Origin of the sequence: Actinoallomurus vinaceus (genome assembly GCF_039542055.1) — a bacterium.
GTDB lineage: Bacteria > Actinomycetota > Actinomycetes > Streptosporangiales > Streptosporangiaceae > Actinoallomurus > Actinoallomurus vinaceus.
Genome location: NZ_BAABHK010000016.1, coordinates 67,043 through 80,828 on the forward strand (window position 1 = coordinate 67,043; position 13,786 = coordinate 80,828).

Sequence of the window (13,786 nt, forward strand, 5' to 3'; positions counted from 1 at the left end):
CTTATGGCTTCAGAATGATCTTGCCGACGTCGTCGCCGCCCTGCCCGAGAAGTGCCACCGCGTCGGCGTACTCCTCCAGGGCGAATTCGTGGGTCACCAGCGGCCCGAGGTCGAGCAGGCCGGCGGTGAAGGCCCGTACGGCGTGCGCCCAGGCCGCCGACGGGGCGCCGAACACGCTGAACACCGTCAGCTGGCGTTCGACGATCGTCGAGGGGGAGAGCATCTCCGGGACGACGCCGGGGATGCCGGTCAGCACCAGCCGGCCGCCCCGGCGCAGCAGCCGGGTGGACGCCGCCGCCGAGTCGCGGGCGCCGGCGGTCTCCACGACCACGTCGAGGTCGAGCTCGCCGAGCTCGTCCGGGTGGAAGTAGCGCGTCGCCCCGCCCGCCCGCGCGACGGGCTCCCGGCCGGCGCGAGGGTCGCTGACCACGAGTTCGGCGGGGGAGGACGCGGCCAGCAGCTGGATCGTCAGCAGCCCGAGCGTGCCCGCGCCGACGACGCCGACCCGCTCCCCGGGCAGGGGAGCGGCCTGGAGCACGGCGGCGGCCGCGACCGCCGCCGGCTCGAGCAGCACGGCCGCCCGCAGGTCGGTGCCCGCCTGCAGCGGGTGCAGCAGGCGGGCGGGCACGATCAGGTGGTCGGCGAAGGCGCCCGGCCGGGTGAACCCGATCTCGTCGTAGCCGGCGAGGCACAGGTTGCCCTCGCCCGCGCGGCAGCGCTCGCAGACCTGGCAGCTGACGAAGCCCTCGCCGACCGTCGGCCGGCCGACGAGGGCCGGGTCGACGCCGGGCCCGACTTCTTCGATCGTGCCCGACCACTCGTGGCCGGGCACGATCGGGAAGGTGCAGTACTCTTCGGGCCGGCCGCCCTCGTACAGCTCGCGGTCGCTGCCGCAGATGCCCGCCGCCGCGACGCGGACCAGCACCTCGCCGGGCCCGGGCGTCGGAACCTCTCCCTTGACCAGCCGGTAGCGCCCCGGCTGCTCCAGGAGTACGGATCGGCTCACTTGGACCCGGCCCCGTCACGCTTGTGCCAGCCCTCGGCGAACAGGTTGAAGTTGGCGCGCTGGCGGGGGAACTCCGCGAGCGCGTCCAGGTCCAGTTCGACGCCCAGGCCGGGGGCCTCCGGCAGCGCGAAGTACCCGTCGACGACCTCGGGCAGGCCCGGAGCCACGCCCTTGATCGCCGAGTCGGCGAAGTCGTTGAAGTGCTCCTGGATCTTGAAGTTGGGGGTGCAGGCCCCCAGGTGCAGGTTGGCGGCGGTCAGCACGGGGCCGCCGACGTTGTGCGGGGCGATCATGGCGTAGTGCGTCTCGGCGGTCGCGGCGAGTTTGCGGGTCTCGCCGATGCCGCCGATGTGGGAGATGTCCGGCTGGATGATGTCGACGGCCTGCAGCTCGAACAGCTCGCGGAACTCGATGCGGTCGTGGATGCGCTCGCCGGTCGCGATCGGCAGGTCGGTGTGCGCGGAGACCTTGGCGAGGGCCTTGAGGTTCTCCGGCGGGCAGGGCTCCTCGATCCAGCTCGGGTTGAACGGCGCGAGCAGGCCCGCCAGGCGGATCGCGGTGGCCGGGGAGAACCGGCCGTGCATCTCGACGAGCAGCTCGGCCTCCTCCCCGATGGCGTCGCGGACCGCCTCGACGAGGCTGACGGCGCGCATCGTCTCGGCGTGGTCCAATTCCATGGTGCCAGCGCCGAACGGGTCGAACTTCAGCGCCCGGTAGCCGCGCTCGATGACCTTCTTGGCGGCGCCGTGGAAGGCCTCGGGGGTGAGCTCGACGGTGTACCAGCCGTTGGCGTACGCCTTGATCTTGTCGCGGACCTTGCCGCCGAGCAGGCGCCACACCGGCTGGCCGAGGGCCTTGCCGACAATGTCCCAGCAGGCCATCTCCACGCAGGCGATGCCGGACATGACGATCTCACCGGCGCGGCCGTAGTCGCCGTACTTCATCCGGTGGACGAGGTCCTCGATGTTGAACGGGTCCGAGCCGACGATGTGGTTGGCCTCGGCCTCGGCCAGGTAGCCGATGAGCGCGTCCGTGTGGTTCAGCATCCGCGCCTCGCCCACGCCGACGAGCCCATCGTCGGTATGGACTTGCACGAACGTGAGATTGCGCCACGGGGTGCCGGCGACATGTGTGGTTACACGGGTGATTCTCATAGAGGGTCTCCCTACTTGATACTGCCCAGCGGACGGCCGCGCCAGTGACGCTGCGGGATCGGGAAAGCGGTGATCAGGTGTGTTAGCGCTATCATTCGTGCCGTCCGTCGAGACGGTCGAGCTGGACAAGGGTCGAAGGTGGACGAGGTCCGTCAACCGGGGCGGCCCGTGCTCTGCCGCACGATGAGCTCCGGTTCGACGATGATCCGGCGGTCCTCCTCCGCGGGGGCACCGCCGATGCGTTCCAGCAGGAGCTGGAGCGCGTGCCGGCCGACCTGGCCGAAGTCCTGGCCGACCGTTGTCAGGGGCGGGCTGAGGTACGCCGCCTCCGGGACGTCGTCGAAGCCGACGACACTGATGTCTCCGGGGATGCGGCGGCCCGCCTCGTGCAGGGCTCGGATCAGGCCCACCGCCATCTGGTCGTTGGCGGTGAAGACCGCGGTCACCGAGGGGTCGCCGGCCAGCCGTTTGCCGAACTCATAGCCGCTGCGCGGGCTCCAGTCGCCGAAGACGACCGGGGGGACCTCCCGGCCCGCGGCGCGAAGGGTGTCCTCCCACGCCTGCCGACGGGCGCCCGCCTCCAGCCAGTCGCTCGGGCCGGCCAGGTGCCATACGGTCCGGTGACCCAGGTCGAGCAGGTGGCGGGTTGCCGCTGCGGCGCCCGCGTACTGGTCGACGGCTGCGACGGGGATCACGCCGCCGTCTCCGCCTCCCACGGCGACGACCGGCAGGCCGGCGGACACGTCCGCGAGCCCGTCGACCGACGGGACGTGCGGGGCGATGATGATGACGCCGTCGACGGACTGACCGCGCAGCCGGTCCACGGCCTCGGCCACGTTGCGCTGCGTCAGCGCCGCGAGGCTGGTGATGGTCACGCCGTACTCGGTCTCCCGCGCCGCCTGCTCGATGCCGAAGAGCATCGACGCCGGACCGTACAGGGTGGTGTCGAAGCCGACCACCCCGAGGACGCCGGAACGGCCCGTGGCGAGCACCCGGGCGGCGGAGTTGGGTCGGTAGCCGAGCTCGCGCACGGCGTCGAGGACGCGCAGCCGCGTCTCGCGCCGCACCCGTGCCGGTGAGTTCAGCACCCGCGACACCGTCATGGGCGAGACGCCGGCCAGCTTCGCCACGTCCGCCATCACCACGGTGCCCGAACCTCTGCCGGAACCCGGACCGGCAGGCCGCACCAGGTCGCCGCTCACGGTCACCTCCCCCTGCCCGGGCGCACGACGAGGCCTCCCATGACCTCGCCAGGTTTCTACCAGATTGCCGAGGAGTGTTAGCGATAACGAGCCAGAAGTCAACCGTTGACGTCAGCGAATGGTTAGCGTTAACACTGGTTGTCCTGAGGTCATTGCCCGCGACCTAAGGAGACGAGTGTGCTGACGGCACGCATGACGCTGGACCCCGCCTTCCGCGTGGCGCCGGTCAACCGCCGGACCTTCGGGACCTTCGTCGAGCACCTGGGCCGGTGCGTGTACACCGGCATCTACGAGCCCGACCACCCGAGCGCGGACGACGACGGATTCCGCGCCGACGTCCTCGAACTGACCAAGGAGCTCGGGGTGAGCACCGTCCGCTACCCCGGCGGCAACTTCGTGTCGGGGTACCGCTGGGAGGACGGGATCGGGCCGGTCGAGTCGCGGCCCGCGCGCCTCGACCTCGCCTGGCACAGCCTCGAGCCCAACCATGTCGGGATCGACGAGTTCGTGCGCTGGGCGCGCAAGGCGGACGTCGAGCCGATGATGGCCGTCAACCTCGGCACCCGCGGCCTCCAGGAGGCGCTCGACCTGCTGGAGTACTGCAACATCCCGTCCGGGACCCGGCTGTCGGACCTGCGGATCGCCAATGGGGCGAAGGACCCGTACGGGATCACGATGTGGTGCCTGGGCAACGAGATGGACGGGCCCTGGCAGATCGGGCACAAGACGGCCCGGGAGTACGGCCGGCTCGCCGCCGAGGTGGCGCGGGCGATGCGCATGGTCGACAGGAATCTCGAACTGGTCGCCTGTGGGAGCTCCAGCTCCAGCATGCCCACCTTCGGCGCGTGGGAGGCGACCGTGCTCGAGGAGGCGTACGAGCACGTCGACTACATCTCGTGTCACGCCTACTACGAAGAGCGCGACGGCGACCTCGGCAGCTTCCTGGCCAGCGCGACCGACATGGACCACTTCATCGCGTCGGTCGTGGCCACCGCCGACCACGTCGGGGCCCGGCTGCGCAGCCGCAAGAAGATCAACATCTCGTTCGACGAGTGGAACATCTGGTACATGAGCCGGCACGTGGCCTATGGCGGGCCGAGCGACTGGTCGGTGGCACCGCAGCTGCTGGAGGACCGATACCACCTGGCCGACGCCGTCGCCCTCGGCGGGCTGCTGATCTCGCTGCTGCGGCACAGCGACCGGGTCACCGCGGCCTGCCTCGCCCAGCTCGTGAACGTCATCGCGCCGATCGTGACCGAGCCCGGCGGGCGGGCGTGGCGGCAGACGACGTTCCACCCGTTCGCCCAGGCGTCCCGGTACGCCGCCGGTGAGGTGCTGCGCGTCGAGCCGGTCTGCCCGGTGTACGAGACGGCCGCGTACGGCGAGGTGCCGGTGCTCGACGCCGTGGCGACCCGCGACGAGGAGACCGGCGAGACCACGATCTTCATGATCAACCGGTCCGTGGACCAGAGCCTCACCGTCGACGTCGACGTCCGCGCGCTCGGCGCGGTGAAACCGGGAGGTCGGTCGGGGTCGGTTGGTCGGGGAGGCGCTGTGGAGGCGACCGTGCTCGCGGACTCGGATCCGTACGCCCGGAACACCGCAGATGATCCGCTGCGCGTCGTCCCGCGGGCCAACCCGGAGGTCCGGGTGGAGGGCGGCACCGTGACCGTGGTGCTTCCGCCGGTCTCGTGGAACGTGATCAGGCTTCACGTTTGACCCTCCGGCCCCTCTCGCAGAAGCCCAGGAAGGACTGCGATGTTACCGGTCACACGCTCGACAGCTGGACTGTTTCGAGACAGGCGCGTTGCCGAACTGTGTCTTGACATCGGATTTGTGACCGTTAACACTCCGGCAAAGCAGTGGTAACCAACCTCTTCCCGCCGTAACCCCCGTGTCACCCAAGGTGAGATATGAAGATCACGAAGATGGCCACGATGGCCACGGGCCTGTTCATGGCCCTCGCCATGACCGCCTGCGGCTCGAGCACGAAGACCGCCGACAAGAAGGGCGCGGCGGGCGCGGGCTCGGCCAAGGGCGCGCTCATCGGCGTCACGATGCCGACCAAGTCCTCCGAGCGGTGGATCCACGACGGTGACAACCTGAAGACCTCGCTGGAGAAGCTCGGCTACAAGGTCGACCTGCAGTACGCCGAGAACGACATCCCCACCCAGGTCAACCAGATCGAGAACCAGATCACCCGGGGCGCCAAGCTTCTGATCGTCGCCTCGATCGACGGCACCGCCATCACGACGCAGCTGCAGGAGGCGGCCGACAAGCACATCCCGGTCATCGCCTACGACCGGCTGATCCGCAAGTCGCCGAACGTCGACTACTACGCGACCTTCGACAACTACAAGGTCGGCGTCCTGCAGGCCACCTCCCTCCTCGTCGGCCTCGGCCTGAAGAAGGAGGACGGCTCCGACGGCACCGCCAAGGGTCCGTTCAACATCGAGGTCTTCGCCGGCTCGCCGGACGACAACAACGCGACGTTCTTCTTCAACGGCGCGATGGCCACCCTGAAGCCCTACATCGACAAGGGCACCCTGGTCGTCAAGAGCAAGGAGACCGACTTCAAGACGGTCGCGATCCTGCGCTGGGACCCGGCCACCGCGCAGAAGCGCATGGAGGACCTGATCACCAAGGCCTACACCGGCGGTGCGAAGGTCAACGGCGTTCTCTCCCCGTACGACGGTCTGTCTATCGGCATCCTGTCCGCCCTCAAGAGCGCCGGCTACGGCACCTCCGGCCAGCCGTACCCGGTCGTGACCGGCCAGGACGCCGAGCTCGCCTCGGTCAAGTCGATCATGAAGGGTGAGCAGTACGCCACCATCTACAAGGACACCCGCCAGCTCGCGGCCGTCACCGTCAAGATGGCCGACACCGTCCTCAAGGGCGGCAAGCCCGAGGTGAACAACACCACGGACTACAACAACGGCGTCAAGGTCGTCCCGTCCGAGCTGCTCCAGCCGGTCGCGGTCTACAAGGACAACGTCCAGAAGACCCTCATCGACACCGGCTACTACACCCAGCAGCAGCTGCAGTAGCGGATCGAGGGCGGGCGGTGCCGACGGCACCGCCCGCCCTTCCGGCGTGACATGAAGGGCACGACATGACCGACGACGCGATTCTGCGGATGAGCGGGATCACCAAGACGTTCCCCGGCGTCAAGGCGCTGCAGGACGTGAACCTGGTGGTGCGGCGCGGCGAGATCCACGCGATCTGCGGTGAGAACGGCGCAGGCAAGTCCACCTTGATGAAGGTGCTGTCGGGCGTCTACCCGCACGGCTCGTACGAGGGCGACATCCACTTCGACGGCGAGCTGTGCCGCTTCTCCAACATCCGGGACAGCGAGAAGCACGGCATCGTCATCATCCACCAGGAGCTGGCGCTCAGCCCGTTCCTGTCGATCGCCGAGAACATCTTCCTCGGCAACGAGCGGGCCCACCGCGGCCTCATCGACTGGAACAAGACCAACGCCGCCGCCGCCGAGCTGCTCGCCCGCGTCGGCCTGGACGAGAACCCGGTCACGGCGGCGATGGACATCGGGGTCGGCAAGCAGCAGCTCGTCGAGATCGCCAAGGCGCTGTCCAAGGACGTGAAGCTGCTGATCCTGGACGAGCCGACGGCGGCGCTGAACGACGCCGACTCCGCGCACCTGCTCGACCTGCTGCGCGGCCTGCGCGACCAGGGCATCACCTGCGTGATCATCTCCCACAAGCTCAACGAGATCAAGGCCATCGCGGACTCGACCACGATCCTCCGCGACGGCCGCACGATCGAGACGCTCGACATGGAGAAGGACCTCGTCACCGAGGACCGCATCATCTCCGGGATGGTCGGCCGCGACCTCGAGCACCGCTACCCCGAGCACGAGCCGACGATCGGCGAGGAGGTGCTGCGGATCGAGGACTGGACCGTTCGCAGTCCCACCCAGCACGATCGGCTCGTCGTGAACGGCGCCAACCTGACGCTGCGGCGCGGCGAGATCGTCGGCCTGGCCGGCCTCATGGGCGCCGGCCGTACGGAACTGGCGATGAGCGTGTTCGGCCGCAGCTACGGCGTCGGCATCACCGGCCACGTCTACAAGGACGGCAAGGAGATCCGCGTCAAGTCGGTCGGCGACGCCATCAAGCACGGCATCGCGTACGCCACCGAGGACCGCAAGCGGTACGGCCTGAACCTCATCGAGGACATCAAGCGCAACGTCTCCGTCGCGGGGCTGCGCAAGCTCGCCAAGCGCGGCTGGGTCAACGACAACGAGGAGACCCAGGTCGCCGAGCGCTACCGCAAGAGCATGAACATCAAGGCGCCGACCGTCGCCGCGGTGACCGGCAAGCTCTCCGGCGGGAACCAGCAGAAGGTCGTGCTGTCCAAGTGGCTGTTCACCGACCCGGACGTGCTGATCCTCGACGAGCCCACCCGCGGCATCGACGTCGGCGCGAAGTACGAGATCTACTCGATCATCAACGAGATGGCCGACCAGGGCAAGGCCGTGCTGGTCATCTCCTCGGAGCTGCCCGAGCTGCTCGGCATCTGCGACCGCATCTACGCGATGTCGGCCGGGCGTATCACCGGTGAGGTCTCCCGCGAGGAGGCCTCCCCGGAGCGGCTGATGCAGTACATGACCCGTTACGACGAGGAGCAGGTAGTTTCATGAGCAGCGTCGCACCGGCCCGCCCGGACAAGGGCGAGGCACCGCCCCCGTCCCGCGGCGTGTCCGACCGGATTTTCTCCGTCAACCTGCGGCAGAGCGGTATCTACGTCGCGTTCGCGCTGATCGTCGCGCTGTTCGCGATCCTCACGCACGGGGACCTGCTCTCGCCGGAGAACATGTCCAACGTTCTCGTGCAGAACTCCTACATCCTGATCCTGGCGATCGGGATGATCCTCATCATCATCGCGGGCCACATCGACCTGTCGGTCGGCTCGGTCGTGGCCGTCACCGGCGGCTTGTCCGCCGTGCTGATGGTCAACCACCACGTGCCCTGGCCGCTGGCGGTCGTCCTGACCCTCGTGGCGGGCGCGGTGATCGGCGCGTGGCAGGGCTACTGGATCGCCTACTTCGAGATCCCGGCGTTCATCGTGACGCTCGCCGGCATGCTCATCTTCCGCGCCCTCACCCTCACCGTGCTGGGCAACCAGGGCATCGGCCCGTTCCCCGACCAGGTTCGTACGTTCGCCAACGGGTTCCTGCCCGGGTACTTCGGCAACGTGGGCCTCGGCCCGCTCGGCGGCGGCGACCTGTTCACCCTGATCGTCGGCGTGATCGCCGTGGTGGGCATCGTGCTCACCCAGTGGCGGGCCCGCCAGGGCCGCGCGGGCTACGGCCAGAAGGTCGAGGCGCTGCCGCTGTTCATCGTGAAGATGGCGCTGGCCGCGTTCGTCGTGATGTTCATCGTCGTGCAGCTCTCGCGGTTCAAGAACCTGCCGGTCGTGCTCATCGTGCTGACCGTCCTGGTCCTCGCCTACACCCTGGTCACCACCCGCGCGGTCTTCGGCCGGCACATCTACGCCCTCGGCGGCAACCTGCAGGCCGCCCGGCTGTCCGGGATCAAGACCAAGTCCGTGGTGTTCTGGCTGTTCGTCAACATGGGTGTGCTGGCCGCGCTGGCCGGCATCATCTTCGCCGGACGGCTCAACCAGGCAGGCCCGACCGCGGGCGTCAACTTCGAGCTCGACTCGATCGCGGCGGCGTTCATCGGCGGCGCGGCGGTGCAGGGTGGCGTCGGCAAGGTCGTCGGCGCCATCACCGGTGGTCTCATCATGGCCGTGATCAACAACGGCATGTCCCTCCTCGGCGCGCCGAGCGAGCGGGTCATGCTGATCAAGGGCCTGGTGCTGCTGGCCGCGGTGGCGTTCGACGTCTGGGCCAAGCGCCGCGCCGGCACCTCCCGGTGAAGCCGGGAACGCTCAGATGACCGCAACCCCCGGCGAGCGGGGCGACGCGCGGGTCACGGCTCGCCCCGGGCTCCGGGATGTGGCCAAGCTCGCCGGGGTGTCGCACCAGACCGTGTCCCGGGTCTTCAAAGATCACCCGAGGGTGAGCTCGGAGACCCGGGCCAAGGTCCTGGCCGCGGCCGCTCAGCTGGACTTCCGGCCCAACGCCTTCGCCCGCGCCCTGGCCACCGGCCGCTCGCGCACACTCGGCGTGGTCAGCTTCGACGCGACCCTCTACGGGCCCGCGTCGATGATCAGCGAGATGGAGCGCTGCGCCCGCCAGGCCGACTACTTCACCAGCGTCATCGCGCTGCAGTCGGCCAGCCAGCGCTCGATCAGCGAGGCGGCCGAGCGGCTGCGCGGCCAGGGCGTGGACGGGCTCATCGTGATCCCCGGCCACGTCCCGCTGACCCAGACCACCAAACACCTGCCCTCCGACATCCCCCTCGTGGTGATGGAGAGCGAGACGATCGTCCCGGCCGTCGGCGTCGACCAGTACTCCGGGCCGAAGGCGGCGACGCGCTACCTCCTCGACCTCGGGCACCGGACGGTCCACCACCTGCCCGGCCCGCCGTCGTGGCTGGAGGCGCGCGAACGCCACCGCGGCTGGCGGGACGCGCTCCTGGAGGCCGGGGCGCCGGTGCCGCCGACCCTCCCGGGCGACTGGAGCGCCGGATCCGGGTACGACCGGGGCCTGGCCCTGGCCGCCGACCCGGAGGTCACGGCGGTGTTCGCCGCCAACGACCAGAACGCCCTGGGACTGCTGCGGGCCCTGTACGAGGCGGGCCGTCGCGTGCCGGACGACGTCAGCGTCATCGGCTTCGACGACATCCCCGAGGCGGCGTACTTCATCCCGCCGCTCACCACGATTCGCCAGGACTTCGCCGCCGTCGGCAGGTCCAGCGTTAACCTGCTGCTCGAACAGATCGACAGCGGCCGTCGCAGCGACAAGAAGATCATCATCTCTACTGAGCTGGTCAGCCGCAGCAGCGCCGGCCGGGCCCCCGCCTGACCCATGGCTCCGCGAAAGGTAACCCCGATGTCCTCCGCCCACGCCGTCACCGCGTCCGACCGCCGCACGTCCGTGCGGCTCGCGGACGGAAGAGAGATCATCTACTTCGACGACGTGCCCGGGTTGGACCGCTCCACTCCCGACCGGCGGGACCTGCCCCCGTACGCGCCCGCCGCCGAACTGCGGTACGACGCGCTGCAGGGCGAGGAGGTCCTCGTCGCCGCGCACCGGCAGAACCGCACCTACCAGCCGGCGCCCGGCGAGTGCCCCCTCTGCCCGTCCCGCGACGGTCACCTGAGCGAGATCCCCGCCCCCGACTACCACGTCGTGTCGTTCGAGAACCGCTTCCCCTCCCTCGGCGGCCCGGCCGGCGGCCGCTGCGAGGTGCTGTGCTTCACCAGCGACCACGACGGCTCGTTCGCGACCCTGCCGCCGGAGCGGCTCGCCACCGTCGGCCGCGCCTGGGCCGACCGTACGACCGAACTCGGGGAGCGGCCCGACGTGGAGTACGTCTTCCTCTTCGAGAACCGCGGCGCGGCGATCGGCGCGACCCTCCCGCACCCGCACGGCCAGATCTACGCCTTCCCGTACGTCCCGCCGGTCCCGCGCCGCATGCTGGCCGCCGCCGAGCGGTTTCGCGAGGAGCACGGCCGGTGCCTGATGTGCGACGTCGTCGCCCGCGAGGCCGCCGGCCCCCGCGTCGTCGCCGAGACCGACCGCTTCCTCGCCTACGTGCCGGAGGCCGCCCGCTGGCCGTACGAGGTGTACGTCGCGCCGCGCTTCTGCGTCCCCGACCTGCCCGCCCTCGGCGCCGCCACGCGTGATGAGCTCATGGGTCTGTACGCCGACGTGCTGCGCCGCTTCGACGCCCTGTACGAGCACGCGACGCCGTACATGGCCTGCTGGTACCAGGCCCCGGCACGTAGCTCGCGCCGCCTGGCGCACCTGTGCGCCCGCGTCTACACGCCGCAGCGCACCGCCGACAAGCTGAAGTTCCTCGCCACGGCCGAGACCGGCGGCGGCGCGTACATCAACGACGTGCTCCCCGAGACCGCCGCGGCCCGCCTCCGCGAGCTCTGAGCCAGGGCGCGTCCGGCGGATCTTCGTCCTACGAACAAGACCCACCGGACACGCCCTAGGAAACCGCAGCGCGGCCGGGCGCGTCCAACAGATGTCGGGGGGCTGGACTCGACCCCGCATGGAGGCCGCCCGTGCCGGAGCACGACCTGTCCCCGTACGAGATCGCCTACCTCTTCGCCGGACCCGACCGCGTCGCGATGGTCGCGCTCGTCGCCCTCCACACGGACGGGCGCATCCGGATCACACCCGACCGGCACCGCGTGTACGCCGAGCAGCGTCCCGCGGCGGAGCCGACCGAGACGACCACCCCGGATCCGGTCGAGACGACCGTGCTGGCCGTCATCCCGGATGTCGGCCGGGTCCTCGGCCTGACCCGGGCGTTGATCGCCGCGTCCCCCGCCGTCGCGGAGATCGGCCGGAGGCTACGCGCCGACGGGCTCCTTCCGCACTCCCGGATGAGCACGCTGCGGCGGCGCCGGAACACGCGGAGCCGTTCGCTGCGGCGCGAACTGGCCGAGGCGGCGGACGGCCTTGTACGGGTCGCGGTCAAGGGAACGCCCGGGATCGCCGACGAGGAGCTCCGAATGATCTTCGAGACGCACGTGTACGCGCCGCCGGCGCACTCCCCGCTGATCAACCCGAAGCGCGACAGGCCGGTCGACCCCCTGCACGCCCCCATCCGGATGAATCCGTCCGTCTACGGCTACTCGGACGGTGGCGGCTACGGGGACGCCGGCGGCTTCGACGTGGGCGGGTACGGGGACTCGGGCGGCTCGGACGGAGGTGGCAGTGGCTGGTGAGCCGCGCTTAGGGTCTGCCTCAAAGCCCCGCTGTCCTACTGCGCGGCGGGGCTTTGAGACAGGCGCTGGCCGTGCTTCAGCCGTGGCTCAGCAGCGCGACGGCGCGGTCGAAGGCGGAGTCGCGGCCCTTCGCCAACTCCTCGTCGGTGAAGACCGGAGTGCGGACGTCCGGCGGGATGCCGGGGCCGTCGAAGGTCCGGCCGGTGCGGGTCAGGAACTCCTCGTCGGGCAGCCCGAACGCCCAGCCGTTCGGGAGGCGCCGGTCGAGGATGTCGGAGAAGACGCCCTGGGTGTTCTCGCCGATCCGGACCGGCCGGGGGAGGCGGTCCATGAGGGCCTGGGTGAAGGTCTCCCCGGCGCTGACGGTGGAGCCGCCGGTGAGGATCGCGACCGGTCCCCGGTAGAGCGGCGCGTGGGCGGGGTTCACCCGGATCGGCTGCGGTCGCGTGAACCCGGCAGGGTCCTTCGGGTCGTTGCGGACCCGCTTCGCGTACGCCGTGTACGCGCGGCCGGTGAGACGGGAGGCGATGCGCAGCCCGAGGACGTCCGACCCGCCGCCGTTGACGCGCAGGTCGATGATGAGCCCCCGGAGCTTGCCGGCTCCGGTCGTCCGGGCCGGGGTGAGCACGGCGTCGAGCGCGCGGTCCAGCTCGGCGGCGTTGGAGGCGTAGGTGTCGGCGTCGGTGTAGCCGCCGAAGCCGGAGATCCGCAGGTACCCGAGGCGGCCGGGCAGGTCGGCGTAGGAGATCCGGCCCTCGGCGAAGTCCTGCAGCGGCGTGTCCCGCTTGGCGATGAACGCCTTGATCTTGGCGTCGTAGTCCGGCAGGGGCATTATCGTGCCGGGGCGTACGTGGTAGAGCCTCTTGCCCCCGGCGATGATGCCCGTGTGCAGGTCGTGCAGCGGCGCGATCATGGCGTCCAGGATCGACAGCAGGCGGTCGTCGGAGGTCCCGGCGGTCACCTGCGGGCGGTAGCGCCGCCGCACGGCGTCCCAGTCGATCCCCTTGGCGGCGAAGAACGGGTAGTTCTCGGCGAACGTCTGCCAGAACACGTCGAACGTCGCCCGCGGATCCTTCGGCGCGGGCCGGGCGCACCGGGCCGGCAGCGCGGCCGTCCGGCGCAGCTCCCGGACGCCGGCCGACCCGTCGATGGTGAGATGACCGCCCCGGCCGTCGCGCCAGACCCGGATGACGTCGTCGTCCTTGTCGGTGAACGTCACCCTGCCGCCCGAGCCCACCGGCCCGGTCTGCTGCGCGGTGAACCCGGGGACGCAGCTCACCGCGGTCGTCTCGTACGCGCGCAGCCGGCCGTGGTCGATGGACAGGACGGTGGCGTACCCGTCCGAGGTCCACACCCCGTCGACCGGGCCCGGCGTGCTCGCGGCGACGGCGGGCGGCACGGCCGCCGTCAGCGCGAGGGTCGCGGCGACGGCCGTGGCCATGACTCTGCGCGGGATTCTCCTGCGGTGCTCGGGCTTCCGCACGGTGTCTTCCTTCGTCTCGGCTTCTCGATCAAAACGCCGTCAGGTTAAGAAGACGCCCGTCGTCGCCGCGTCACCCCGCAGAACCGGATCCGGCGTACCCCTGGAGGGT

At 70.3% G+C, this 13,786-nt stretch carries 11 protein-coding genes; 7 read left to right on the forward strand and 4 right to left on the reverse strand.

The genetic code is table 11. The features are described from left to right. Position 1: 1 nt before the first annotated feature. The 3 genes from ABEA24_RS40855 to ABEA24_RS40865 form a co-directional block, all read right to left on the reverse strand. Positions 2 to 1,006, reverse strand: a complete 1,005-nt coding sequence (locus ABEA24_RS40855) for a zinc-dependent alcohol dehydrogenase (RefSeq protein ID WP_345438748.1) — start codon at positions 1,004 to 1,006, stop codon at positions 2 to 4. Next, complete coding sequence (locus tag ABEA24_RS40860; protein ID WP_345438750.1) at positions 1,003 to 2,160, reverse strand: mandelate racemase/muconate lactonizing enzyme family protein; 1,158 nt, start codon at positions 2,158 to 2,160, stop codon at positions 1,003 to 1,005. Before ABEA24_RS40860 ends, ABEA24_RS40855 begins: the two co-directional genes overlap by 4 nt. Positions 2,161 to 2,312: 152 nt before the next feature. Beyond that, positions 2,313 to 3,362 carry a LacI family DNA-binding transcriptional regulator gene (locus tag ABEA24_RS40865; protein ID WP_345438752.1) on the reverse strand — a complete coding sequence of 350 codons (1,050 nt, stop codon included), beginning with the start codon at positions 3,360 to 3,362 and terminating at the stop codon, positions 2,313 to 2,315. Positions 3,363 to 3,539: 177 nt separating this feature from the next. On the opposite strand from ABEA24_RS40865, the gene arfA reads away from it, so the two are divergent. From arfA to ABEA24_RS40900, 7 genes are all read left to right on the forward strand, one after another. After that, positions 3,540 to 5,081: an arabinosylfuranosidase ArfA gene (gene arfA / locus ABEA24_RS40870; RefSeq protein WP_345438754.1), complete on the forward strand. Its 1,542-nt coding sequence runs from the start codon at positions 3,540 to 3,542 to the stop codon at positions 5,079 to 5,081. 194 nt (positions 5,082 to 5,275) lie between these two features. After that, positions 5,276 to 6,409, forward strand: a complete 1,134-nt coding sequence (gene chvE, locus ABEA24_RS40875; protein WP_345438756.1) for a multiple monosaccharide ABC transporter substrate-binding protein — start codon at positions 5,276 to 5,278, stop codon at positions 6,407 to 6,409. Positions 6,410 to 6,474: 65 nt separating this feature from the next. After that, the gene (gene mmsA / locus ABEA24_RS40880; protein ID WP_345438758.1) at positions 6,475 to 8,022 is read left to right on the forward strand and encodes a multiple monosaccharide ABC transporter ATP-binding protein; all 1,548 of its coding nucleotides are present in this window, start codon (positions 6,475 to 6,477) and stop codon (positions 8,020 to 8,022) included. Further along, positions 8,019 to 9,263: a multiple monosaccharide ABC transporter permease gene (mmsB, locus tag ABEA24_RS40885; protein WP_345438760.1), complete on the forward strand. Its 1,245-nt coding sequence runs from the start codon at positions 8,019 to 8,021 to the stop codon at positions 9,261 to 9,263. The genes mmsA and mmsB overlap by 4 nt, the downstream gene beginning before the upstream one ends. Before the next feature lie 16 nt (positions 9,264 to 9,279). Further along, entirely contained in the window at positions 9,280 to 10,314 is a 1,035-nt protein-coding gene (locus ABEA24_RS40890) for a LacI family DNA-binding transcriptional regulator (protein WP_345438762.1), read from the forward strand. 27 nt (positions 10,315 to 10,341) lie between these two features. Continuing rightward, positions 10,342 to 11,394 (forward strand): galactose-1-phosphate uridylyltransferase, encoded by a 1,053-nt coding sequence (gene galT, locus ABEA24_RS40895; protein WP_345438764.1) that lies wholly within the window; start codon positions 10,342 to 10,344, stop codon positions 11,392 to 11,394. Positions 11,395 to 11,525: 131 nt separating this feature from the next. Beyond that, positions 11,526 to 12,194: a TIGR04222 domain-containing membrane protein gene (locus ABEA24_RS40900; RefSeq protein WP_345438766.1), complete on the forward strand. Its 669-nt coding sequence runs from the start codon at positions 11,526 to 11,528 to the stop codon at positions 12,192 to 12,194. Between the two features lie 76 nt (positions 12,195 to 12,270). On the opposite strand, the gene ABEA24_RS40905 is transcribed toward ABEA24_RS40900, so the two are convergent. Further along, positions 12,271 to 13,677: a S41 family peptidase gene (locus tag ABEA24_RS40905; RefSeq protein ID WP_345438768.1), complete on the reverse strand. Its 1,407-nt coding sequence runs from the start codon at positions 13,675 to 13,677 to the stop codon at positions 12,271 to 12,273. Positions 13,678 to 13,786: the final 109 nt, after the last annotated feature.

What these genes read in the sequence shown, in the direction of transcription:
- ABEA24_RS40860 (WP_345438750.1), bottom strand. Translation starts at nt 2,160, where the DNA reads ATGAGAATCACCCGTGTAACCACACATGTCGCCGGCACCCCGTGGCGC.
- chvE (WP_345438756.1), top strand. Translation starts at nt 5,276, where the DNA reads ATGAAGATCACGAAGATGGCCACGATGGCCACGGGCCTGTTCATGGCC.
- mmsA (WP_345438758.1), top strand. Translation starts at nt 6,475, where the DNA reads ATGACCGACGACGCGATTCTGCGGATGAGCGGGATCACCAAGACGTTC.
- mmsB (WP_345438760.1), top strand. Translation starts at nt 8,019, where the DNA reads ATGAGCAGCGTCGCACCGGCCCGCCCGGACAAGGGCGAGGCACCGCCC.
- ABEA24_RS40890 (WP_345438762.1), top strand. Translation starts at nt 9,280, where the DNA reads ATGACCGCAACCCCCGGCGAGCGGGGCGACGCGCGGGTCACGGCTCGC.
- galT (WP_345438764.1), top strand. Translation starts at nt 10,342, where the DNA reads ATGTCCTCCGCCCACGCCGTCACCGCGTCCGACCGCCGCACGTCCGTG.